General features: G+C 44.1%; 19 protein-coding genes. 5 read left to right on the top strand and 14 right to left on the bottom strand.

All coding sequences use genetic code 11. From position 1 onward, the window contains the following. Positions 1 to 62: 62 nt before the first annotated feature. The 6 genes from ACSQ8O_RS11005 to ACSQ8O_RS10980 form a co-directional block, all read right to left on the bottom strand. Entirely contained in the window at positions 63 to 1,592 is a 1,530-nt protein-coding gene (locus ACSQ8O_RS11005; RefSeq protein WP_436241591.1) for a hypothetical protein, read from the bottom strand. Beyond that, positions 1,589 to 2,338, bottom strand: coding sequence for a glycosyltransferase family 2 protein (locus ACSQ8O_RS11000; protein ID WP_436241590.1), 750 nt, complete (start codon positions 2,336 to 2,338; stop codon positions 1,589 to 1,591). Before ACSQ8O_RS11000 ends, ACSQ8O_RS11005 begins: the two co-directional genes overlap by 4 nt. Beyond that, on the bottom strand, positions 2,331 to 3,791 hold the full coding sequence (locus tag ACSQ8O_RS10995; RefSeq protein WP_436241589.1) for an alkaline phosphatase family protein: 1,461 nt from the start codon (positions 3,789 to 3,791) through the stop codon (positions 2,331 to 2,333). Before ACSQ8O_RS10995 ends, ACSQ8O_RS11000 begins: the two co-directional genes overlap by 8 nt. A 1-nt stretch (position 3,792) precedes the next feature. Further along, on the bottom strand, positions 3,793 to 4,761 hold the full coding sequence (locus ACSQ8O_RS10990) for a lysylphosphatidylglycerol synthase transmembrane domain-containing protein (RefSeq protein WP_436241588.1): 969 nt from the start codon (positions 4,759 to 4,761) through the stop codon (positions 3,793 to 3,795). Positions 4,762 to 5,116: 355 nt separating this feature from the next. Further along, positions 5,117 to 6,052 (bottom strand): hypothetical protein, encoded by a 936-nt coding sequence (locus ACSQ8O_RS10985; RefSeq protein ID WP_436241587.1) that lies wholly within the window; start codon positions 6,050 to 6,052, stop codon positions 5,117 to 5,119. Between the two features lie 11 nt (positions 6,053 to 6,063). Beyond that, positions 6,064 to 9,405 carry a DUF5107 domain-containing protein gene (locus ACSQ8O_RS10980; protein ID WP_436241991.1) on the bottom strand — a complete coding sequence of 1,114 codons (3,342 nt, stop codon included), beginning with the start codon at positions 9,403 to 9,405 and terminating at the stop codon, positions 6,064 to 6,066. A 109-nt stretch (positions 9,406 to 9,514) separates the two neighbouring features. On the opposite strand from ACSQ8O_RS10980, the gene ACSQ8O_RS10975 reads away from it, so the two are divergent. Continuing rightward, a complete protein-coding gene (locus tag ACSQ8O_RS10975) occupies positions 9,515 to 10,405 on the top strand; it encodes a helix-turn-helix domain-containing protein (RefSeq protein ID WP_436241586.1) in 891 nt (296 codons plus the stop codon). Positions 10,406 to 10,776: 371 nt separating this feature from the next. On the opposite strand, the gene ACSQ8O_RS10970 is transcribed toward ACSQ8O_RS10975, so the two are convergent. Next, positions 10,777 to 11,226 (bottom strand): hypothetical protein, encoded by a 450-nt coding sequence (locus ACSQ8O_RS10970; RefSeq protein WP_436241585.1) that lies wholly within the window; start codon positions 11,224 to 11,226, stop codon positions 10,777 to 10,779. A gap of 742 nt (positions 11,227 to 11,968) precedes the next feature. Between ACSQ8O_RS10970 and ACSQ8O_RS10965 the strand changes: the two genes are divergently transcribed. Continuing rightward, positions 11,969 to 12,829 carry an effector binding domain-containing protein gene (locus ACSQ8O_RS10965; protein ID WP_436241584.1) on the top strand — a complete coding sequence of 287 codons (861 nt, stop codon included), beginning with the start codon at positions 11,969 to 11,971 and terminating at the stop codon, positions 12,827 to 12,829. Between the two features lie 112 nt (positions 12,830 to 12,941). Here the strand turns inward: ACSQ8O_RS10965 and ACSQ8O_RS10960 are convergent, their stop codons facing one another. Next, a complete protein-coding gene (locus ACSQ8O_RS10960) occupies positions 12,942 to 13,442 on the bottom strand; it encodes a shikimate kinase (RefSeq protein WP_436241583.1) in 501 nt (166 codons plus the stop codon). A gap of 148 nt (positions 13,443 to 13,590) precedes the next feature. Further along, positions 13,591 to 14,058: a CBO0543 family protein gene (locus ACSQ8O_RS10955; protein WP_436241582.1), complete on the bottom strand. Its 468-nt coding sequence runs from the start codon at positions 14,056 to 14,058 to the stop codon at positions 13,591 to 13,593. Positions 14,059 to 14,467: 409 nt separating this feature from the next. Between ACSQ8O_RS10955 and ACSQ8O_RS10950 the strand changes: the two genes are divergently transcribed. Beyond that, a complete protein-coding gene (locus ACSQ8O_RS10950; RefSeq protein WP_436241581.1) occupies positions 14,468 to 15,253 on the top strand; it encodes a helix-turn-helix domain-containing protein in 786 nt (261 codons plus the stop codon). A gap of 48 nt (positions 15,254 to 15,301) precedes the next feature. On the opposite strand, the gene ACSQ8O_RS10945 is transcribed toward ACSQ8O_RS10950, so the two are convergent. After that, positions 15,302 to 16,456 (bottom strand): family 43 glycosylhydrolase, encoded by a 1,155-nt coding sequence (locus ACSQ8O_RS10945; protein ID WP_436241580.1) that lies wholly within the window; start codon positions 16,454 to 16,456, stop codon positions 15,302 to 15,304. 265 nt (positions 16,457 to 16,721) lie between these two features. On the opposite strand from ACSQ8O_RS10945, the gene ACSQ8O_RS10940 reads away from it, so the two are divergent. After that, on the top strand, positions 16,722 to 18,536 hold the full coding sequence (locus ACSQ8O_RS10940) for a family 43 glycosylhydrolase (protein ID WP_436241579.1): 1,815 nt from the start codon (positions 16,722 to 16,724) through the stop codon (positions 18,534 to 18,536). A gap of 97 nt (positions 18,537 to 18,633) precedes the next feature. On the opposite strand, the gene ACSQ8O_RS10935 is transcribed toward ACSQ8O_RS10940, so the two are convergent. Next, on the bottom strand, positions 18,634 to 19,476 hold the full coding sequence (locus ACSQ8O_RS10935; RefSeq protein WP_436241578.1) for a phytanoyl-CoA dioxygenase family protein: 843 nt from the start codon (positions 19,474 to 19,476) through the stop codon (positions 18,634 to 18,636). A 174-nt stretch (positions 19,477 to 19,650) separates the two neighbouring features. On the opposite strand from ACSQ8O_RS10935, the gene ACSQ8O_RS10930 reads away from it, so the two are divergent. Beyond that, entirely contained in the window at positions 19,651 to 20,529 is an 879-nt protein-coding gene (locus ACSQ8O_RS10930; protein ID WP_436241577.1) for a helix-turn-helix domain-containing protein, read from the top strand. Positions 20,530 to 20,600: 71 nt separating this feature from the next. Here ACSQ8O_RS10930 and ACSQ8O_RS10925 read toward each other — a convergent pair whose 3' ends face one another. From ACSQ8O_RS10925 to pnpS, 3 genes are all read right to left on the bottom strand, one after another. Then, on the bottom strand, positions 20,601 to 21,683 hold the full coding sequence (locus ACSQ8O_RS10925) for a Gfo/Idh/MocA family protein (RefSeq protein ID WP_436241576.1): 1,083 nt from the start codon (positions 21,681 to 21,683) through the stop codon (positions 20,601 to 20,603). Positions 21,684 to 21,873: 190 nt separating this feature from the next. After that, on the bottom strand, positions 21,874 to 22,590 hold the full coding sequence (locus ACSQ8O_RS10920) for a response regulator transcription factor (RefSeq protein WP_236286038.1): 717 nt from the start codon (positions 22,588 to 22,590) through the stop codon (positions 21,874 to 21,876). Between the two features lie 120 nt (positions 22,591 to 22,710). Next, positions 22,711 to 24,507 (bottom strand): two-component system histidine kinase PnpS, encoded by a 1,797-nt coding sequence (gene pnpS / locus ACSQ8O_RS10915; protein WP_236286039.1) that lies wholly within the window; start codon positions 24,505 to 24,507, stop codon positions 22,711 to 22,713. Positions 24,508 to 24,640: the final 133 nt, after the last annotated feature.

Genomic DNA, 24,640 nt, shown 5'->3' with positions numbered 1-24,640 from the left:
TTATGTCAACCTTTATTTTACAACTTGATCACACATTGTTCATAGTCCGTTCATAATGGTAACTAACGAACCCATTCAAATAAAGTCACGTGTCCATAGGCAGGGTCAAACAGCGTATCGGATGTAAACTCGGCAATCTGTTTTACATGCGATCCTACCGATTTCCGCTGAGCCGCAAAACCTTGCACAACATGATCGGTTAGAAAAACGCGTCGATCCAAATTGGCTCCTGCCAATGATTGAAAATACCCATACGTATAGATGCGCTCATGTTCGTAATCTGCTTGTAAGTACTGCAAGACTCTCGTTTCTTCCCATGTAAACAGAATGAGTGGCTCATGCAAGCTACTCAGATAGTCATGCAGCTGATAGATCGCTGGTTCGTCCAAAGCCTGCCTTTTTAATAGCTGCGAGCCATAGAAAACCTGTACGACAATGAAACTAATGAAGAGCGTGTACAGTAACTTTGGTGCTAGTCTCAACAGACGCGACTTAGGATCTGAGGCCTTCACAGCATCTGCCGTTCGAATGATATAGACAAACAGGAAGCATAAAATTGGCGAAACGACCGGAACAATATGTCGAGGTTTTTCGATATTTTGACCTATTAACGCCCATATGGAATAAAGAACAGCACAACCGACCAACCAAAGTAAGTAATTCCTGTTCTCTTTATTAAGCTGCTCTATCGATGCGACGAATCCTCGCACGACCAACGTTATGACAGCCAAAATCGCGAGACTCGTGCCAATAAGAATGGAACCACCGAAAAGGGCAGAACCTAGCAAATTATGCCCGAATAGCTGGATGATTCGGTCCCCCATGGGCATCGGTGTTGAGATCACTCCACCGCCCCACTCAGAGAAATGCCCCTCTACAAAAGCTAGGGACAACTTCCAGAAGCCAGCCACATTTCCTTCGGAAAGTACCAAGCCGGCTACCCAAATCAATTGAAACAGCCCTGCTGCCAGAGCTGAACCTCCTACTCGGAGCCATCTCCTCCAACGGGTAGCCCCCTGCTGCCAAAGCGAATACCAGAGGGGGACCAAGGCTAAACCATAAGGAAAGAAAGATAAGCGTATCCCCATTAAGAAGCTGAACATCAGCAGCGCTAGCCCATGACGCAGCACAGCGTGCGGACGATCCATCGCAAAGCGGATACTCCAAAGAAACCACCACAGCATGGCCATGCCTGCGCATTCCGACATGGGACGTGAGGACATGAGCCAAATGTAGGGGCTGCTTAAAACGAGTGCGGGCAGCAAAAGGCTCTTGATGCCGCTACCCGTCAGACGATGTGCTAATAAAAACATAGGAATCGCGGAGCTTAATGCCGCTAAGGTATTGAAGACGGATAAGGCTATAGCGGGATTATTCATCCATCGGTTAATAAACCAACCACCCAGAATAAAGTAGGGATATCCAGGAAAATGAGGCTGCATGGCCAGTAAATCATACCGATGCAGTGCGAGTGTGAAGTCCACCTCGTCCCATGTACGCACATAAGGACTCGCATATAGCAGACTAAGGCAGATCACACTGGCTATAACTGAAGCAGCAAAAAGCGCCATTACTAACGCGTTACGTGTCATAAGCTCGGTTCATCTCGATGCATTTGGACAGTGGCCTTGCGCTTACGGGAGACGGGACGTCTCATTTCTTTGTAAATCGCCGGAATTACGGAAGACACATACTGTCTGAACTTGATGAAGGATTGACCCTTGGTCCGTACTTGGTACGAGATCGGAATCTCCTCTAAACGGTAGCCCTGACGAACCAGATTAATCGTGAGCACCTGGGCGTAATTGTAGTCATGGATAATGACGGCGTTCTCCATCGCATCGCGCGAGAATCCGCGCATGCCTGACTGGCCGTCATAAATCCATCTGCGCAGCAAGATAGCCTGCAGCAGCGTAAACGTATAGTTGCCTAAGCGGCGATGCAACTTCATCCCTTGAATGTGGCCTTTGAAGCGTGAGCCAAAGGTGTAGTCTGCACGCCCGCTAATAATGGGCGTAAGGACGTCAGGGATTTGTTCCGGCGGATACTCATTATCCGCATCGATCATAATGCCAATGTCGCCACCAAGCAGGCAGCATTGCTTCAGCCCTTCGCGAACGGCGGCACCGAGCCCTCGATTGTGCGGGAACGACACAATGTGGTCGGCCCCCGCATCGCGCGCTGCTTGGACGGTGCGGTCCTTCGACCCATCGTCGATCACAAGCACTTCCACCACATACTGCGGGTGGAAATCTCTCGGAACGCGGGCAATGACCCCACTGATGTTCTCTTCTTCATTATGTGCAGGCATGAAAACGATGATTTTTTTCTTAGTCATGATGTTTAATAGCCTCCGTTAGAACAGGTCCGCGACTATGACTTGGGAGTGGAGCACCCAATAAATAAGCTAGTGTCGGTGCCATGGATACGAGGGAATGTTTCTCATCAATACGGCGGCCCGCTTCAATAGTCGGACCGTGCAGGAAGAAAGGCACATAACGCTCGCCTTCGTCGAGATGCCCATGCCCGCCAATACCGTCTGCTTGTCCGTGATCCGCACAGATGATCAGCGTTGTATTCGCCATCATGCCGCGCTCTTCAAGCCAACCGACGAACTCTTCAATAAGTTGATCTGCCTCGGCAATTTTCTGCGTGTAATCATCGTAGAGAACCCCTCGGCTGTGCCCTGTCTGGTCAACCCCGATCAATTGAGCAACAAGCAAATCCGGATTCTGTTCCGCCATTATTTTCTTGGCTCTTTCAATAATATTACGATCCGCCACATCGTTGTGCATGACAGCCGTCACGCTCTCAACGTCGTCTCCCATAGAGTCAATTAAGTGTGCGATTCCTAGCAACCGTCCTTTTTTCCCAACTTTGCGCAGTGAGTCAAATATACTCTCGACCCGAATACCCAACCTCCACACCATATTGGAGCGAATACCATGCTCGCGCGGATAGGTACCTGTAAACATCGAGGAGAAACAAACCACGGTACGAGCCGGATATACGGTTTCCATTTGAGCGTATTCGGTACCTTCTGCTCGTAGCTTCTTCATGAATGGTGCATTGGCTTCCTCAAATCTTTCTTTGCGCATGCCGTCAACAACGATTACGATAACCTTCTCGCTGAGAGCTTCTCCACCAATCTTTACTGCACTTGAGTCCCGCGTATACGTAGGAATTTCTACTGGCTTCCAGTCAAATAGGTACCGATGAAGAATAAACGCGTAAATTAACAAGCCACCTGCAAAAAGGAACCCAGTTCCTACATCCGCAGATACATCTGCTTCAAACTGACGGTAATAATGACTCCATACGAACAGGAGCAGCAAAAACTTAGGCATCTGCTCCTGAGCGTTGCCGCTCGTTGAGTCACTATTTTTCAAGACAAGCTTCCAAAAGCGTGTGAAATTCCACCACGTCGTACCAATACGCAAATGGTAGTAAAACGTGCCCCAGAAATATATCGTAAAGAAGAAAAACAGCCCTAGTGCCAGCACATATAGCGAGAAATCATTTCGTTCCCAAATGAGAAGTGCAGCAATCACTGGCATCCATAAATAATTGCGTAAAAAAAGCGGGAAATCGAAGCAATAATAGATGACAAATAACGGAAGTGTGACGAGCAAACCTAAACCTGCCGCACTCCAAAAGCTAGGATCTGCCCATATCCCGATATGGTACAGTAAGAAAACGCCAACAACGAAGATGGGTGTAAACGGTTTTCCCTCATTTAATAGGTTCCAGCAGCGTGCTGCAACGATTTCAAAGGATGAGGCCTTTTTCATATTAATCTTCCTTCCGCACTTTGTTATAGGATCGTGATTTAGTTTGACTTGTGACTCGGCTAATCCAAGCTTTCATTTCTCTAAAGTGCAGGGGCATCCGCAACAAAGAATAGCCACCTATTGCATAGGCAAATAGAAATTTAAACGTATGTGACAATAGCGCCGCTCGATAGGCGTCTTTCCCATCTACACCCAATAAGGCAAGTGAGCCGCTCATCGTACTTTCATAGGTGCCAATGCCCCCAGGTGTAATATGAAAAATTTGCCCAGCAATCGTCATGCTATTGGCCCATACGAGCGAAATGCTTCCTAATTGCACATTAATAATTTGGGAGACTGCGAAAATGACCCCCGCTTCTAGCACCCAACTGAATGTGATTAAGCCTAGAATGGCGAGCCCTTTGCCCGAAAGCATTTTAAGATGAAAATAGGCAGAATGTTTGACGACAAATGGGAATTTGCGAATCATAGGTAAATAATGAGCCGTTGCGAGAATCGCTGTGCCTGAGGCCAGCAGCGTCACCCACATCCAAGAAGAAGGCAGACCCATGCGGACGATACCAATGCCTCCAATGACCCCCAGCACAAGCATATCCAACAGGCGCATAACCGCTACGGAATGGAGTGCATCCTCCCATGACTTTCTGCCATTTTTCATTAATAAACCGGTTCGAACCCCATCTCCCACCTTGATCGGCAGCACATGATTTACGAGCAAACTGTAGCTAATCGCATGAAAATAGACCGAGAATTTGACATCTTGTCCCGCGTAAATTCGCCAAGCTGCCGCTTTGAGAAGAAAGGAAGCTAAGTAGGCGATTACCATGAAGGCAAACCATTTGGGCCGGTGGAAGAGCAGCCCTACATCGCGAAGCCATTCCTTCGAATCGAACCATTGCCATGTGATAACAATGGAGCAAACAACCAGAAAGATCGCTATAGATTGGATCATTCGTTTCTTTGTCAGCATATTTGTTGAGACCTTCTTAGGAATGAAGTTAAATACAAGCATGAGAATGAGAATCATGGTCAGTATAGGCGGTTTACACCTTTACGTCAATCGAAGATTTACCAGAATGTATAAAAAAACCTGAGGGCAGCAATCCCTCAGGTTTCTTGAACTGTCTATTTTATCCAAAACAATAACTACTTATCGGCTCTCGTGAAATACCTTTACTTGCAGCTGTTCCGAAAACACTAACTTATAGATGAAGACACTTAACAGTATGCTCGTCTTTCTAAGAAAGAAGAGATTAAATACTTGGAGTGGTCTATCGTCGAATGAGGACACACCTAAGTGCATCCTCTTTTCATAATGCATATCCTTATAAATTGTCAATCACATAATGCCAATCTCCTGCACCGAGGTCTATATCTACATACCATTCAAAAGAGTCATGTACTGGTATTGTCTGTGCAGTCCCATTACTTACAGCCATATTAAGTGAATCATAATAACCAATACTAGGCTCTAATGCACAAGTAACTCGATCGTTGAACATCCCTTCATCCATCCAAACTCCTAGATAAGGAACCCTATCTTTTGGAACAGATACGATTAGAAAGTTTTCACTTTCCTGACCGTATAGGCCAGACCAACTTGCAGGTACTTGCCCCTCATAATAAAACTTTCTTCCATCACCAGTAACCGCGGGATAAATTAAAGATATATCATCCCAAGCATACGTTTCCCCATTCTTCAGCCTATGACCTTCGTACACGCATAGCATTTCCGACATGGATTCAGGAAGAAGTATACGCGTCGGTTCAGTGACTGCAAGTTGGGGGTGAGGTACCCACAAAAAAGGTATGGGTTGGTCACTCTTATTTACCACACGGTAATTCATCCTTACCTTATTGCTCGAGTAGAAGGAGATGCTTCTTGTGAACTGATACGATAACAACTGGCTTTCTACCGAACAAATAACCTCGTTCTCTTCGATTCTATATGTCCAAGGAAGTGACCAAATTTCGCCATGATCGGGCAGGTTAATGCTCTTATCGATTTCCCATGGACATTCGTTAATCGTCGGAAAACATTCATCCCAACCGCTCATATCCCATTCGCCAAAGGATGAGCCGTACTCAGGCTGTCTAAACGGTCTTTCACCTGAATCAATCAGCCACTCCTTACCACTTGGCTTATAAATCAGTGAAACCAATTTTGCTCCGAGACTCGGTACGATCACCATGCGGATTTGTTCATTTTCAATGGTGATCGATAAGAAGCCTTTATAAATTCCAATTGTTATGTTGCTCATACGCTCAGACATCATTTGCACATACTCAAATGAATTCGTGCGCCTGAATGATTCGTTTCCAGACCTAGTGCATTTTCAAACTGTTCCCTCGCCTTTTCCATGTTACCCAGACCGAGATACCCCAGACCCATCATATATCGACAGTGAACTTCATTTCGAACATTCAAATTGTCCTCGAATACTAGGAAGTCTGGCAAGGAAACTGCGAAGTAATCAAATTTCACTTCATCGAACAGATGCTTCTCTGCATAATCGATCAGCTTATTGAAGCGGCGCTTAGCTTCCTTCTCAATGCCCAGAGCAAGCCATGCCATTCCTTGATAGTAGATCATATCAGGCGGTTGGTCATTGTAATACATGGCACTAGCTGGCTCATCTAGTCCCTGTGAAGCCATTTCGAAACATTCCTGTGCTTGCTTCGTTTGCTTTAAACCTTCATGAGCAAGTCCAAGATAATAATACACATTATTTTCTTGCGCACCCGATAGCTTACCTTCACCTAAATTATCCGGATAAATAAGTGCTTGTTGTAAAAATGATACAGCCTCTTCAAATTGATTTTCGGCTAAAGCTTTTTTCGCAAGCTCAACGTGGGCAAATACATGCTGACCCGTGACTTTACCCTCGCCACCTTCCCAAGGGTGGAAATTGCGTGCTTGTATAGCTTGAATGGCTTTGTCATGATAACCTTGCGTATTAAGGAGAGTAACATACTCCACGTAAAGATCGTCGCGTTTGTTAACTAAAGCTTGGTGTTCCTCTAGCTTAGCGCTACGAGTAGCTGCGGTGTAACTAAGCTTCTTATACAATTGATCCAGTTCATAGAAAACCCGTGCATCATCCTGCCTGCATGCAAAGGCTTTCTCCATGGAAATCAGAGCCGATGCTCTGTCCCCCCGTTTGTTGAAATAAGCGAGTGACAAATTACGATGCACGGTCGCGAAATCTTCTCGGATGGTACGTGATGCTTCCCAATGCGTTATCGCATCTTCGTATCTTTTTTTATCATAAAACCAATTTCCAAGATAATAGTGAGCTTTATCATCCTCCTCAGTATCCACAGCAATAACGCTTGTCAGCACTTGCAAATCAAATAAATTATTAGGGAAACAGTAATCTGAATTTGCCGCGTTTCCAGCTTTTCTATGGCGCCCAGCCTTGTCAGGATATCCTGCTTTATCATGTAAAAAACTAAGTGTGTAATGAATCATCGGGTTCACTTCTGAAGAATCGTGATCTTGAACAATTCGTCCTAGCAATTCAATGGCTTCCTCATATAAGCCACAATTCGCATAATCCGCCGCCAAGTTCAAATAATTATGTGCATCCCCACGCATGAGTCGCACAAGCTCCATCTTCACTTCATTTGCAATCGCCTGCTCGCCTTGGCTTGAAAGCGTAAGATATCGTTCGTTGGCTGATCCGAAATCCGCTATATCCAGTAGCAGTGTCTCCTGCGAGAAGACTAGTGCTTCCTGCAGATGTCCCAGCTTCCGCAGAAGCGCAGCTTTCAAGTGACGAGCTTTGTAATTGCGGGAATTGCGCACTTGTGAACGCTCAACCAATTCCAACGCCTCACTGTACGAACCTTTCTCACAAGCAATTTGTGCCAGTGTGAAAAAGCCAGCATCTTGCCAGTTCGCGGACCATGTCGATTTGTATAGTGCTGCGAATGCCTCTTCTTTACGTCCCTGTTCCTTAAGCGCTACGCCTAATTGATAGAGAGCTTCACTGTCATAAGGGTTCGGATTCCGCCAAGTCAGAGACTTTATAGCCGTCCGGAAGTGAACTTCCGCTTTGCCATACAGCCCGCGACGCAGCAAGAGTGTGCCGTAAGCTACATTTATACGGCTATCGTCCGGGTCGCGCTTTAAGCCTTCCAAATAGTAATCTTCAGGCTCGAACGTTGCATGGCGATATTGCTCTAAATGCAGTCCGGCTAAATACAGCTGCTCATTCGTTTTCAATTCCGCTGGTTCCAGCAGTGGCTTAGCTGCATCTGGCACTTGCTCAATCGAAGGCTTCGCAGGCTGGTAAGCAATGAGAAGCGTCCCCTTTGCATCCCTTACAGTCAGTTTCAAATCGTGTGCTTGATCGTTTTCATCCAGTGTAAGGACTGATTTGAACGTTTGTGTTGGAGATAGCTCCACAATTTCCTTCAAATATGTTCGGCTACGGCCTTGTAACTCAACAACAGCGCCATTAAACAAGGAAGTCGCATAAGCAAGAACAACAGCTTCACGTGTCTTTTCATCAATTTCTAAGTTGACTGCAGCATCGATGGAGGCATTTTTAACGACTCCGATATTTTTGTAAGGCATGAAATATTGCTTGAATGATTTTTCTTCATAGGGTTGTAACCACGTGAAATCCGGTTGGTTATCTGTGTAAACGCCAGTCATGAGCTCGATATATGGGCCATCTTCATCTGTCAGATTGCGATCCCAAGCCTGCCCAAACTCACCGTTCCCCCACGTCCATTGCTTCTTACCAGGAGACACATGATGGTTCGCCACGTGCAACAAGCCTGCTTGCACGCCATGATCATAACCGCCAACGAAGTTGTAATCAGATTTATAAGCCATATACGATGTAGGAACGGGAATGTTCTTGTAGCGTGAGATATCAACGCCTGCAGAATAATCCATTTTGTAGTATGTTCCTGTTGCAATTGGAAACCTAGACACATCACGCTTCCCGTGATCAAAGACGGCTGTAACATCTGGTGGAAATACAGATTGCGTATGCTCATTTACCGCAACTGCAGGGTTCGCCCACCACAAGAACGTTTGTGGTTCCGGTGTTCGATTATATAGCTGTGCAGAAATTTCTAGATAGGCTTTGCCTGGATACAGCGTGAATCCCGCCGTCACTTTCGTGCCGTACATACGGTCGATCTCACTCACCCAAACGGTAGCGCTTCCGTCTTCTTGTTCAGTGAGCTTGTATTCAACCGGACCATACGTATTTGGACGGTGATGCTGCGGCCAGTTGAATTCGATGCCACCGGAAATCCATGGACCGGCTAGGCCAACCAGTGCTGGTTTAATGACTTGATTATAATAAACGAAGTCGTAGTCATTCGTTTTATCCAACGCACGGTAAATGCGTCCGCCAAGCTCAGGCATAATCTCGATACGAACAAATTCATTTTCTAATATCACCATACGATAAGAATGGGGCTTCTTCTCATCTTCAATTTTATCGATAACTGGATGGGGATATACCTTACCAGAGCTTCCTTGATATACACGTTTCTCTAAGAACATCGGATTGCGATCCGGCTCACCAATACCGTAAGTCGGAATCGACTTTACTTCTTCCCAAATGCGAACCTTCTGACTCAACATCATCACTCCCTTATCTGATTGTCTCTACTTTACCTCGGATGCTGGCAACAGCCAATTGACAAAATGCTTAATATAATGGATTATATTCTTATTATTAGAGGGGGGTCTATAATTGGATATAATTGGAAAACCTGAAGGGTTTGAAGAGGAGAAATTGTTCATCCTTCCTGAATATATGCAGACCGAACTATCCCGCTCCGAGCTGACGCGTGATTTATTCGTAAGTGATATTGGCTTCTTCCCGCATGCTCGCCAGCATTATCGCGAACGTCCTGAGGGCAGCAACTCTCATATTTTCATCTTTTGCTCCGAAGGCGAAGGTTGGATCCAATTAGGTCAACAACCTGCAATTACCCTGACTCAAAATCACTTGGCAGTCATTCCTGCACATACACCACATCGATATGGAGCTTCTACCCATACACCATGGAGTATTTACTGGTTTCATCTCCAAGGCGACCATACAGCGGCTTTTATTCAATTGTACGGAATGGATACGGGACCGCTACATTTACCCATCGGCACTATGACCGAGTACAAAGAGGTTTTTGATAAATGTTATTACTTGCTATCCGATAAAACCTATTCATTACCCATCCACACGCATGTTTCCCAGTCCATCCGCCAACTGATTAGCAGCATTGGGATCCGTGTAGGTGGTACAGCCAAAGTCAAAAAGAGGGAGCAATATCTAGAAGTTGCCATCCAATACATGAATGATCGTATAGAAACTACCATTAAGCTCCCAGAGTTGGCCAAACACACAGGCTTATCTAGACAGCATTTAATTTTATTATTTAACGAAGAAACAGGATTTCCGCCGATTGAATACTTTTTACGCATGAAAATTCAAAAAGCAGCCCAAATGCTCAGTTTAACACCTCTGTCTATCAAAGAAGTTGGCGCAAGCATTGGGATTACTGATCCCTATTATTTCTCGCGATTATTTAAGAAAATGATGGGTTCTGCCCCTAGTGCTTTTCGAAACGTTCCGAAAGGATAACATGGAGGAAATGATCTTGAATCATTGAAGTGTGTATTATCGCCTGTTTCAACTGTCAAAAAAAATTTGATTATTACATTAAGGTCTTATTAATTCTAGTAACTTTGATGGCTTTATTAGCTTGGGAAAACCCGTAATTTTTTCACTTTTGAAAGTCGGAATAAACCATGTAGCATAATGAACCCCTTAATCGGATTTATGTACTAAACTGCGGAAAGCCAGTGAACCCAAGGGTTCCCGGCTTTTTTGGTGAAAGCATAATGACAAATAAAGTTTTGAAGTGGATTTTCAGCAAAATTGTCTCATTTACAAACTCTCGCATGTAATAAGACTATAACAAACTATATAAAATAAGTGTTTTTCGTCCATAGTTATCGCCTTTTCAATCGTAAGCATTCGAGGCTTACAATTTGACTTATTGGGATAATGTGATTAAAAACGGTAATTACTTGTTGTGGATGCTCCGCTATTATTTGAACAAATTCAACATAGTCTTTTCCCTTTTTTACGTTAAAAGCAAGAAAACTCGCTTGTTTCGCATGAATAACCGCGACATTTTTTATCGGCGGAACTCCTGTTGTTATTTCAAATCTGTAATCAGCCAATCTTGTGAACGGAATTATCCTTAGCCGATTAGTATCCAGTTCCCTTAGTGCGAAGGCTTTGTTTCCCACTTTTCGAATGACTCCGTTAATTGACCTTCCATTTGTAGTTGTAAAAACAGGATCTGAACCAAATCCGATTTGCTGGGTGAGACGTTGTTTTAATGTCAGATTAACGGGAATGGGGCATTTTCCACAAATTTTTCGAATGATTTTCATTTCGTGACTCCCTCCTTAATTTCTTATGATTCAGGGTATGAGCATGGTTTTTATCTGATTGGGTATTCTGTCAACAACTTTTACCTCTCTCGTTGAAAGTGTTTAAGTTCATTCGTTAGTGCACTTTTAGCTGAGAAGGTACTGAAACCTTGGTGTCAGCATCCTTTTTTGATGTTTATTCAGCTATGCTACCCGTAACCTCAATGAAATCAACAGCAAAGATTAACAGAGCCATAATAAAAAAGAAAAAGCTGCGTTAGCAGCTTGTCATTCGTCTGTATTCTTCCAGATAAGCAGACTGTTATCATTTTTCTTGCCCTAGATAGCCGTATGAACAAAAGGAACTGAATGCCTGAATAGACATGCACCTCCCTAGTGCTCTTACGAGCTGGGGCATCTAACCCCACCTCAAACCACACCACTGACGCTGAACGTCTAAAATGAAACAGCGACAGGCTAGGACTCGAATATAAAGTCTTAGACTGGCGCTGTGCTATTGAACTATAGTTTCTCGTTAGTTTAGTCTCAATGGGTTCAAAACTCTACTGCCAATGAGTAAGGAACGATTCTTTAAGGTGGACTACTTCATCAGCAATTCTGGCAATTTTCCATTTAGTTCCATCCTACATTCCTAACAACAGAGGATTTATTAATATAATCTCGAACATGATATTTCGGTGCATGGATTGCAAGGTTACAATTTTCTTTATCCCCTATAGTTAATCTTGAAAGGATGGTCTGTATGGATTGGCTGGATCGCATGAATAGCGCTATGGAATATATAGAAACACACCTGTCTGAAGAAATTCATTACGACCAAGTGGCTAGAATTGCTTGTTGCTCAACTTACCATTTTCAGCGGATGTTTTCGTTCATAGCCAGTGTGCCTCTTTCAGAGTATATTAGGCGCAGACGGCTGACTCTTGCCGCATTTGAACTTCAACAATGCGATGTAAAGGTCATCGATCTCGCTTTGAAGTATGGTTACGATTCGCCAGAGGCATTTTCTAGAGCGTTCAGAAAAATGCATGGTGCGATGCCAAAGTCAGCGCGTGACAAAGGTGTGGCACTAAAGGCCTATCCTCGGTTATCCTTTCATATTTCGATTCGAGGAGATGTGGAGATGAATTACAAAATCGAGGAAAAACAAGCTTTTGAAATGTTCGGCGTATCAACTGTGGTCAGTGTCGATGGGTTTATTGAAATACCCGCATTTTGGGCTAAATGTGTTTCCGATGGATCCGTTGATCGAATTCGTACTGCAGCGGAATTGGGTGAAAATGGTCAAATTCATGGGGTGAAATACAACAAAGGCAAGAATTTTTCCTATATGATCGGTTATTTTTCACCGCAGAGTGACCTGCAGGGAGGGTTTGAAAAGCTTCATATCTCACCTCAAACCTACGCAATTTTCTCAACTGGTATTAACCCAGACGGACAGAGTGGTATTCTTGATTTGTGGAAACGTATTTGGGGAGAATGGTTTCCAACTTGTAATTACGAGCTCGTAAATGCCCCCGAGTTTGAAATGGTTTACGATCGGGGAAACAACATGTATGAAACGGAAATTTGGATCCCAATCGTTAAAATGCTTGGATCTTAGAACAAGCAACACGATTGAACTATCTGCCAGTTACTTTAAGAGGCTGTCGATTGATGTCGGCAACCTCTTAAAGGTTTCTTATTGCACAAACGTTCTTTCGTTAGTTGAATAATCAATGACATTCTTGTACTTTCTCCAGAATCTCGCTAACACATTGTTCTATATTCTTATTTGAGCAATCAAGAGCATGATCACTGTATTTATTGTATAAAGGGACTCTTTCCTCGTAAACATCCTTAAGACTATTTCCCTTCTTTATAACAATGCCTCTGGTTGTTACATTTATTAGTCTTCTCTGAATTTCTTCATAGGGGACATGTAAATAAATAATCTGACCATCCTGTTTAAGGAGATTCATAGCCTTTTCTGAATATATAACACTTCCACCTGTAGAAATTATGCAATTTTTCAGTTGCAATTCAGACACAGTTCTTTCTTCGATTTCCAAGAATTGTTCGATACCTTCATTATCAATTATATCTTGTAACAGCCTACCTTCATGTTGTTGTATAACAATATCTGTATCCACGAAGTCCATTCCTAAAGCTTTGGCAAGCAAAACACCTAATGTGCTCTTACCAGCTCCTGACATACCTATAAGAACTATATTCATATTCTTCCTCACTATTGCTAATTGATATTGGTTTCGTTAAATCATTCGGCAATCATCATAAATATCCTTCAGAAGTCATTAAACGCCCGTTACTTTAATAAACAAAAGAGGAGCTGCCGCGAAGCATGCCCCTCACTATCATTACCCGTTAGATTAAAGAATTTTGTTTTCTCTTTACTATTTCGAAGATTCCTTTTATCATTACTGCTTTTAGAATATAAAGCGGAAATGAATAAATGTATTTCCAATGTAGTATTTTGTACAGTCCAATCCAAACACTAATCGGTTCACATAGAAATACGAAAACTAGGGCCATCAATGTATTTGCAAATAGAAATGAACGCCACCTTGTAAAATACTGAAATAGTAACATATGCAAAACAGGAAGTATTCCCAAATCAAAAGCTGAAGACTCTGGTATAAATTGAAATAGTTTATGCGGGTATATCCAAAGATTTAATTCATAACCTATGTGGTCTAAAATTGAGATGAGAAAACTCATTGAAACACCGAACAAAATGATATCTTTAAACCTATTTTTATCAACTAGTCTCCACCATACAACCCATGGAATTAATATAAGAGCAATAAGCAGCCACCACTGTAGTGTGAACAAATCATAATGCAGCCAATATTGTTGCCTGAGTTCCGTCAGTTCCTAGTGAACATGTACTATTTCATCAAGCAATTCATCCCTGTTGACACCTAATCCACCCTTAATCCAATATTATTATGGGTAGTTTATCCATACGCGACAAAACAATTCATTGGTTTAAAACCGACAGCATATTAATGTGTTCAGCCCTTTCGCTAAAGAGGTTTTCGAAAGATGCCGAAGCGATTGATGGATTTAGAAAAGTAGACCATGGTGCAAGAACAGCTAGTGCGAATATGATACATAACCATTTGGATGCACAGCAATATACTGATTTATTGTGCTATAATAAATTGATTTATCCCTTAACTTTTTTACGTTCTGGAAGATAAAAAAAATCTCATGATACATGATCTTAAGGTGATACGTGATGATACAACTGCTTGCTTGTGGTTATAATTTTATACACGAAGATGGCATTGTCATTGATCGGCCGAAAGGCTCAGGCGATTATGCTTTTGTGTTATTTAAGAGCAACACAAAACTAGCGCTTCAAGGTAAATTAATGTCAATCGAGAAGAATACCTATATATTTTTGAATCCTCATACTCCGCACCTCTACGGACATTATGAAAAGCCGTTTATCAATGACTGGTTTCATTGTTCCAGTAACGGCATAGACGCGTTCCTGACCGAAATCGATTTTCCATTGGATACGCCAGTACGCGCTGAAGATACGATGTTAATCTCCAAATGTATTATGGAAATGAGCAATCTTGTTAGACAGGATTCCCCCTTAATGGAGAGAATTCTGGATTGTGAGCTTAAAGCGCTCTTAATGAAACTGGTCACCCTACACAAACAGACGGCTGTTTATGAGCATAAGAGCCGATATCTCCTGCCATTCACACAACTGCGAAACCAACTATATAGTGCTCCTAACGCCACATATACAGTAGATATGCTTGCTTCCAGCGTAAATTTAAGCAAATCTTATTTCCAACACTTATATAAAGAATTGTTCGGGTGCTCCATCATAACGGATCTCATTAAAGCCAGACTGGAATACGCCAAATATCTTCTCATGAACAGCAGCACATCCATAAGTATTATATCGAGAATGTGCGGGTATGAGAATGACACTCACTTTATGCGACAGTTCAAAAAATTTGTGGGTGTTACTCCCAGTCAATATAAAGCTGGAGGGCCAAATTGAATACATGAAAGGCTGTCGAGAAGATCTCGACAGCCTAGGTATCCTAGATTAGGACTGAACTAGCATCTGTGCAACCACAGTAACATCGATAGCCGTTCTACCCGGAGTTCCTAGACAAGGAGTTCCATCTTCATTCCATGAAATGACTTGTACGTGAGCATGACGATTCGGGTCTGTCAATGGGCTGCCGATAAGATCTCGGTAAGGTCGTGCATGGAATACGATAAGATCTAAGGTGCCATCTTCAGACACAGTAAAACAATTATGTCCAGGACCGTAACTACTAGTCTCCTCGTTGGTCTGAAATACCGGTGATGGCTGTTTACGCCATGAACGGGCATCCAACAAATCATCTTCCAAAGAAGCTTCCAGTAATCCCATACAATAGTTGTGATCTGTAGCGCTAGCGGAATAGGTAACAAAAATCCTTCCATCACGCATCAGCACAGCAGGTCCCTCATTCACACGGAATCCTTGAATTTCCCAATGATGCTCAGGCTTCGCTATTAATACTTGTGGACCCGAGATCGTCCACGGATTAGCCATCTTGGCGATATACAAATTGCTGTCCTTTTCCTGATATTGAGCCCAGATTAGATATTGCTCCCCCCGATGGTGGAATGTCGTGGCATCTAAGGAAAAGCTTTCAAAATCCAAAAAGATCTTTCCTTTTTCAATCCACTGACCGATCATGGGGTCCGCATCAGAACACTCCAGGACATAGGGGCGAATAGCCCATCTATCTTCAGCCGTTCCTGCTGCAAAATAGATATACCATTTGCCATGGATGAAATGAATCTCTGGAGCCCAGATATGGTTGCCCATCTCCCCCGTCTCATGCTTCACCCAAATCACTGCTTCATGGGCTTCCCTTAACCCACTAAGCGTTTGCGCCTTTCGAAGAATAATCCGATCATATTCCGGAACTGAAGCTGTAAAGTAATAATAACCGTCCGTATGCTTCAGCACATGGGGATCCGCCCGCTGGAATATCCAAGGATCCAGATAGGTGATCTCATGTGCTGTCCCTTTTATCTGAAATGTACAGGGTTGTCCCTTTACTTCTAGTTTAACAGCTTCCCATTTTACATTCACTGCAGCGCGTAACCCTTCAATGAATTCGATCTCAACTTGGGCAGGCATTTCTGGGATTTGGTTAACAGGAACGGAAATTTGAATCTCGGCTGACACGGCATGGCTCATGGTGGGCACTCCTTTATGGCGATTTCATGATTAGTTATCAAATCGTTTAAATTTCACTCTATTTAGTATAGAGTTATCCATCCGTTCGGGACAATAACTGATTCTGCCTAATAACTGATCTATTACACTTCCTTTATCTGAAAATAAGGACAATAAGTCAGTTGAATACCATGATAGTCTATTGATCCGTCCATAGGAGTCTCCTATACTTTGACTATGATCACTAAAATTCAGCGATCACTTTCGCAGGTAAGGAGTGTTTCACGTGTCATTGTTGAATCAAGCCTATACGGGCTATCTTTTAGTACATTTTATCGGGGAAAAGCCAGACGGTGAACAAGTCTATTTCTCCTATAGCGAGGACGGTTTACATTGGAAGGACCTTAACGCCGGTCAGCCAGTACTATGTTCCGAGTTGGGGGAAAAAGGCGTGCGGGATCCCTTTATCGTACGGTCACCCAAGGAGAACAAATTTTATCTGATCGCCACGGATCTCCGTATTGCAAGTGGAAAAGGATGGCATACAGCTGTTAATGCCGGAAGTCGCGACATTATCGTATGGGAATCGTCCGACTTGGTGCACTGGTCCTCCCCTTGGTCCGTTACGGTTGGTGTGCCTGATGCTGGCTGTGTTTGGGCACCGGAATCCATTTATGACGAAGTCTCCGGCAATTTCCTTGTATTTTGGGCCTCAGCCACGCAGGAACCGCATGAAGAAGAGCGGAAACAAAAGATCTACTGTGCACGAACCAAAGATTTCCGCAGTTTCACAGAGGCCGAAACGTACATTGAGCGGGATAACCATGTCATCGATACGACATTGATTGCGCATAACGGTTACTATTACCGTTATTCCAAAGATGAAACGACCAAAAATATTCGAGTCGAAAAAGGCACATCGTTAGAAAGAGACGCTTTCACCCCACTGATTGCCCCGGCATTAGAAGCCTTGTTAGGCGTGGAAGGCCCTCAAATCTATAAGTTTAACGACCGAGAAGAATGGTGCCTCATCGTGGACCGCTTCGCAGAAGGAAAAGGTTACCTCCCGCTTCTCACCTCAGATCTGGAAAGCGGCAAGTTTCGAGTTCTGGAGGATGGCGAGTTCGACTTGGGAACATCCAAGAAACGTCATGGCGGCGTCTTACCGATTACTTTTGAAGAGAGTTGCCGTCTACTCGCGGCATTCGGCGACGGCCATCAGGTGCTGCCTGGACAATTTGCCGACCCGGATCTTGTGAAATTCGGTGATCGTTATTACCTCTATCCTACCACCGATGGCTTTGATGGCTGGTCTGGCACGCAATTTCGCGCTTTTTCCTCGAATGACTTAAAGATTTGGCGGGATGAGGGAATCATTTTGGATCTTGCTACGGAGGATGTCCCCTGGACCGTCGGTTCCGCGTGGGCGCCTGCGATTGCTTTCAGGAATGACAACTATTATTACTACTTCTGCGGCAAAACGAAAAGCGGAAGCCACGCAATCGGCGTTGCGGTTGCAAAGACACCTGTGGGCCCATTTCGCGCACAACCTGAGCCACTTATCTCGATGGAGCAAATGAAGCGTTTGGGGATTCCCATGAGCCTGACTATTGACCCATCCATTTATGTAGAGGACGACGGCACCGCTTACTTGTTGTTCGGAAATGGGAACCCTACGATCGTACGCCTCAGCGACGATATGATTAGCGTAGCGGAGGATACGATGAGAAATGTGGACGGCCTACACGACTTCCGAGAGGCTGTGACCGTGCTCAAACGAGGAGGGTTGTACCATTTTACATGGTCATGTGACGATACTGGCAGCGAAGACTATCACGTCAACTATGGCACCGCTGAGCAGTTGTACGGTCCAGTCACTTTCCATTACCCCGTTCTAGTCAAAAATAAAGAAAAAGATATGCTCGGCACTGCTCATCATTCCATACTCCAAGAGCCCGGCACGGATCAATATTGGATTGCCTATCACAGGTTTGTCACTCCCACGACCAGGTTTAAGCAAGGCAAAGGCTTTCATCGGGAAACTTGCATAGATTCACTCACATTTGGGGAAGACGGTTTTATGCAACCTGTGAAGCTGTAGAAACAACGAATCGCCGATCAACACCTTGTTTCAAAGGGGTGTTGATCGGCGATTTGTCATTCTTAATGCTCACTAAGTGGGCAAGCGATGGCTTTATTTATTTGCGGCTATATAACAATGGATTCAGCTCAGAAGCAGCTAGCTCCCCCGGCTGCAAGCCAGGAAACCACCTTTTCAAATCACTTTCACGCGCTTTACTATCCGGTTCAGCAATTCGCAAGCCATCTGCATAATAAATAATCGTCATGACTTTACGCATCGTATCCGTCGGATTGCCTGGCGCGCTATGCAGCGTCCATCCAGCATGGAACGTTGCATCTCCTGCAGCCATCGCACCGTGAGATTTGGTTTCGAACCCTTTCCCCTCGATATAGCCTGCCAGCGTACGATGGGATTCATCGGAAATAACCATCTTATTAATGTAGCCTATGAGATGGGATTGTGATGCGAAAGTCATCGAACCCACTGCTTCAGAAATCGGTACAAGCGGCATCCACATCGTAATCGTCTTATCTGTATCCAGCGGCCAATAAATTTGATCTTGATGCCAAGGGGTATGACCGCCGTGCGGTTCCTTATACAAAGCCTGATCATGATACATACGAACACCATCAACGCCCATTAAGTCAGCGGCAATTTTGGCAAAACGCTTAGCAAACACGAAACGTTGAATCGCTTCACTTTGTTCCCATAAATTCGAAATTTGGATAAACGCCTTCCCATACGTATCACGTTGATCCAGCGGTTTATCTTGGTTGTTCAACATTTTCACCAAGTCGGAGATAATCGGTTCATAGATATTGATCTCGGCTTCGCTCGCTACTCCGTGAAGAACGATATGGCCATCTCGCTGGTAGCTTTCCTGCTGCTCTTGCGACAACGCGTAACTGTCTTCTAAAACTGGCAATGCGTGGACTTGATTCGCCTCTAGATTACTCATACGCTATGCACCTCTATTTGTCTATTTATAGCTTTATTATAGGACCCAACTGCTTTATAATCTTTGTCAAACAGGGTTATTGATTTGTCAAAAACAACTGGATTAGACCTATCATCTTATACTACAATAAGAAGTGGTTGTGAAAATGCCGGCAACAGAAAGAGAGGCCCAGCCATGCTACAAGAATTGTTGAAATCCCCTCCGATTGTCCCTTATATCAGAGAATGTGACTTTGCCGTTCGCAAACCATGGAATTACCCAGAGCGAAGACTCCTCGACTATTTATTGGTATACATCCAGGAAGGTACATGCTGTTTCTGGGTCGATCACCAGAAGTACATATTCAATCCAGGTCAATTCTGTCTCGTCCAACCAGGCAGCCTGCTTTCGTTAGAGGGACTAACGAACACGGTCACACCTTTTCTCCACTTTGACATCGCCTATAATCACGAAAGAGAAGATAGCTTTCCCACACGACCAGGGCAAATTGACCTATCTGCCTATAGCCATCTGATGCAACCAACTCTTCAAGAACTATTCAATATTCGAGTTCCCGTACACGTCCAACCACAAGATCCCCTTCTGCTCAAAGAAAAACTGCTGCAAACCATTGAGCTTGTCCATTTGCCTAATCCGCTTAACCAACTAAGAGCTCAGCAAGTTATGCTAGAAATCATCCTAACTCTATTAGAATCGTATCAACGCGAGGTTCCTTCACCTACGCCATCCCTAAACTGGATCACCTCCTATTTCTCAAATCACTTGAGTGATCCCCTTTCAGTTCAGGATATGGCGGATCGCGCCAATTTATCTGTTTCTAGGTTCAGTTTTCTCTTCAAGCAACGTTACGGTACTTCTCCTCATCAATACTTACTGCAGATGCGCATTCACCATGCCAAGGAATTACTTTTTAACACAGAGCTCAGTCTTGAATCCATCTCCGAATATTGTGGCTTTGCTGATTTGCATCATTTTTCTAAAATATTCAAACAACGCACTGGCGCGTCACCTGGTGAGCATCGAAAATCAACAAAAAATCCCTCCAACCGATAATCGCTATCGGAAGAAGGGATTTTTCATGTCATTAACTATTTCCCAGGAAATAGGAATAGGATGTTATCGGACTAGTCGAAATAAACTGCCTTACCTGTTTTCGCAGACTCATAAATGGCTTCCAAAATCTCAGATACCACACAAGCTTGCTCTGGTGTAACAACGGGATCAGTGTCATTCTCTATCGCTTGAATCCATAATCTCATTTCTAGATCTGAGGCAACTTCTGCCTTTCCATCATAAAAAGCAACTCCGCCCGCTTGCAATTCCACTTCTGTCGTGAACAAACGACTGTGCTTCTCACCGTTGATGCGAAGGCCGCCTTTCATATCAGCGCCGCCTTCCGTTCCGGAAAGTGTACATTTCGCTTCGTCAACCTCAAGCGTATTCAACGCCCAGCTCGATTCAAGAATAATTGTGGCACCATTTTTCATTGTAATCATGCCGAATGCGGAATCCTCCACCGTAAACTTAGCTGGATCCCAAGGGCCCCAAGCATTCGCCGCGTTCTCACGCTGGGAAAGCTTGTGATAGGAAGTCCCCAAAACAACCGCTGGCTCATAGTTGTTCATCATCCACAACGTCAAATCCAAAGCATGCGTACCGATATCGATCAACGGGCCTCCACCTTGTTTCTCTTCATCGAGGAATACACCCCATGTAGGTACAGCGCGGCGACGAATTGCATGGGCCTTAGCAAAATAAATGTCACCAAGCTCACCTTCGGAACAAAGCTTATGTAAATGTTGGCTATCGCCACGGAAGCGATTGTTGTAGCCAACGGTTAACTTTTTGCCAGTACGTTTTGCTGCTTCCACCATACGTCTTGCGTCAGCTGCTGTTTTCGCCATAGGTTTCTCTGACATGACGTGCTTGCCTGCTTCCAAAGCAGCAATCGTAATTTCCGCGTGTGAATCATTCGGCGTACACACATGTACGATATCGATGGAGCTGTCTTTCAACACCTCACGATAATCTTCATAAACGCGAGCTTCTCCCTTGCCAAACTTCGCAGCAGCTTCCTGCGCTTTCTCCGAAATGATATCACAAAATGCTACCATTTCTACATTGTCCAATTTGCTCAGACTAGGCATGTGTTTGCCATTGGCAATCCCTCCACACCCAATAATCGCGATCCGATACGTCGTTGACATGATGTTCCTCCTCTATAATGATCCTGCAAATTCATATAATGACAGTACTCATATGTATATCTTAATTATACCCAATACCACCGTTAATAAAATTCCCGATTTTGCGAATATTGTATGCAATTGTGTTATCGCCTCTAAGTCCCACAACAGAAAAAAAGCACGGCCACTGACTAATCAGCATCCATGCTACTTACTTTTTAATCATCGTGGCTACAAGCTTGTACCCCACGCCGCGTATTGAATCAATCTGAACCGACTGCTGATTCATTTCCAACTTCTTACGCAGAGAGCTCACATGCACATCAACCGTACGCTGGCCCCCAATATAGTCGAAGCCCCACACGATATTCATAAGATCATCTCGTGTAACAACGACGCCTGGTCGCTGAACCAGATATAACAGAACCTCAAACTCCTTAGGACGCAACGGAATCGACTCGCCACCCAGCACAACTTCATATTTCTCCGGATAAATACGAAGCTCACCAGCCTGAATCACTTTCTCATTTGATTTGGCTATATCTGCAGCCGCTTCATCCGATTGTGTACGACGCAAGACAGCAGCCACACGCGCAAGCAGCTCGGCTACCCCAAATGGCTTCGTGATATAATCATCTGCCCCATGCTTCAAGCCTTGTACGACTTCATCTTCTGCGTTGCGAGCCGTCAGGATAATGACAGGCGTTCGATTTCCTTTCTGCCTAAGCTTCGCCAACACCTCAAAGCCACTAAGACCTGGCAGCATAATATCCAAAATAATCAAATCATACGACTGCTGAAGCGCCTCCTGCAGGCCATCTCCACCATGATCAATGACCTTCGTATCATAGGCTTCCTGCGAAAGATTATAAGATAACAACCGAGCCAATGTCGGCTCATCTTCAATTACTAATATCTTTTGTGCCATGGGATCCCCCGCATTTACAGTTTATTAACAATGCACAACTTGAGTGTATCACAGAAATGTAAAGGCATTGTAAAGCCTTCGTCATCGCGGTGTAAATCCGCAACTTATTATCGAACTATTTTAATGAATCACAGGCAATTCAATAATAAATTTCGTACCTACGCCAACTTCACTCTCAACGCGAATCGTGCCTTTATGCATTTCCACTAAATGCTTAACGATGGATAACCCTAGTCCTGTACCGCCTGAACTTCGGGATCGCGCTTTATCTACTCGATAAAACCGTTCAAAAATCCGCGGCAAATCCTTCTTCGGTATCCCCATCCCCGTATCCGAGACAATAATGCGCAGTCGCTCATAATCCCCGTCAGCATTGGTCTCCAGTGGTTCTACACGAAGCCTGACTTTCCCGCCATCTTGCGTATAGGCAATACCATTGGACAGCAAATTGATGATAATTTGTCGCAACCGATCCTCGTCCGCTTCAATATACATATCATCCTCAACTGTCATACTGAGCTCGATATGCTTCTTCTCGGCTTCTTTTCGCAATACACTAAGCGATCTATCTACAAATTCAGGCAAATAAACAGGAGAGAAATTCATCGGAATTCGCTTCGATTCAATCTTCGAAAGTTCTAGAATATCCCCAATCAATCGGTTCAACCGTTCACTCTCATCAAAAATGATTTGCAGAAACGATACCGCCGTTTCCTTATCGTTCAACGCGCCTGCCAGCAGGGTCTCCGCAAAGCCCTTTACTGCCGCAATCGGCGTCTTCAGCTCATGGGAAACATTCGCCACGAATTCACTGCGCATTCGCTCTAATCTGCGAACCGCCGTGATATCGTGCAGGACGATAAGCACGCCTGACCATTCTTCATCTTCATGTGCAATTGGACTCAAATGGATATCCAAGATACGCTCAGCTGGGTAATAGAACATCATCTCGTCCGAAATCGGTTCCTGAAGCTCAATGCATTCTTGAATCATCTTGGTAAAATCATATTGCTGCTTTGCTTCATTATATTTCTTCCCTAGTAGCTCTTGAGAAGAGAATCCTAGAATAGCTTCAGCCGAAGGATTGAGCAGCATAATCCGCTCTTCGCGGTCAATCATCATAATGCCGCTCATCATATTTTCCATGACGCCTTGCAGTCTGCGTTCATTTTCTTGGATGCGCGCCATTTGTCCTTGCAAGCTTTCAGACATACGATTAATAGCCTGCCCAAGCTGCCCTACCTCATCATTCCGATAAGCAGGGACACGAGATTCATAATTCAAATTCGTGATTTGCTGCGCTACTTTCGTCATCCGCTCAATCGGGCGTGTAATTCCTTTAGCAATTCGATAACTGACAATACCTGCAATAACAAAGAGGATCGCGAGTCCTGAAACAAGGAAATACCAGAGACTGCGAATGGATTTATCTACTTGAGCTAAGCTCAACGAAATGCGTAAATACCCCATTGTCACTTTGGCTTCATTTTTAACCGGAATAGCGGCATACAGCATGTTCTCCTTTAGCGTGTCACTATACCGTGTCGTATAACCAATGCCATCTTTAGCCGCTGCCGCGATTTCCGGTCTTGTTAAATGATTGTCCATCTGTTCTGGCAGTTGGTCGGAGTCACCGAGAACTTTGCCGTCAGCACGAACATACGTCAATCGCTCCGTTGTCGCGTCTTTGAGCCGGTGGGCCTGCGCCGTATAATACTTAATCAACTCCGCGTCCGTCCCTTGATAATCCCATACACCACTGGAAGCAATCACATGAAGCTCTCGCTCCATATTTTCTTGTAATGAATTCACATGTGAACTCTCGAGAACCTTTGCCATGAAAATACCGGCAACCAACATCGAGCATCCAATTAATAAGATTAAAATCAGGGTTAACTTTGCACGAAATTTCGTCATGGATGCATGAACCTCCAACAGGGTTGTGTGCCGATGTAGTCTATAACATATAGAAAAAGGGCTACTCTAAATAGTAACCCTAATTTCTACAGCTAATCCAGTATTTTTTTTGTAAAGGTGATCTCGAGCCATT

It is taken from the genome of Paenibacillus sp. LjRoot56 (assembly GCF_964253335.1).
GTDB classification, from domain to species: Bacteria; Bacillota; Bacilli; order Paenibacillales; family NBRC-103111; genus Paenibacillus_E; species Paenibacillus_E allorhizoplanae.
This window is presented reverse-complemented; position numbering and strand designations above follow the sequence as displayed.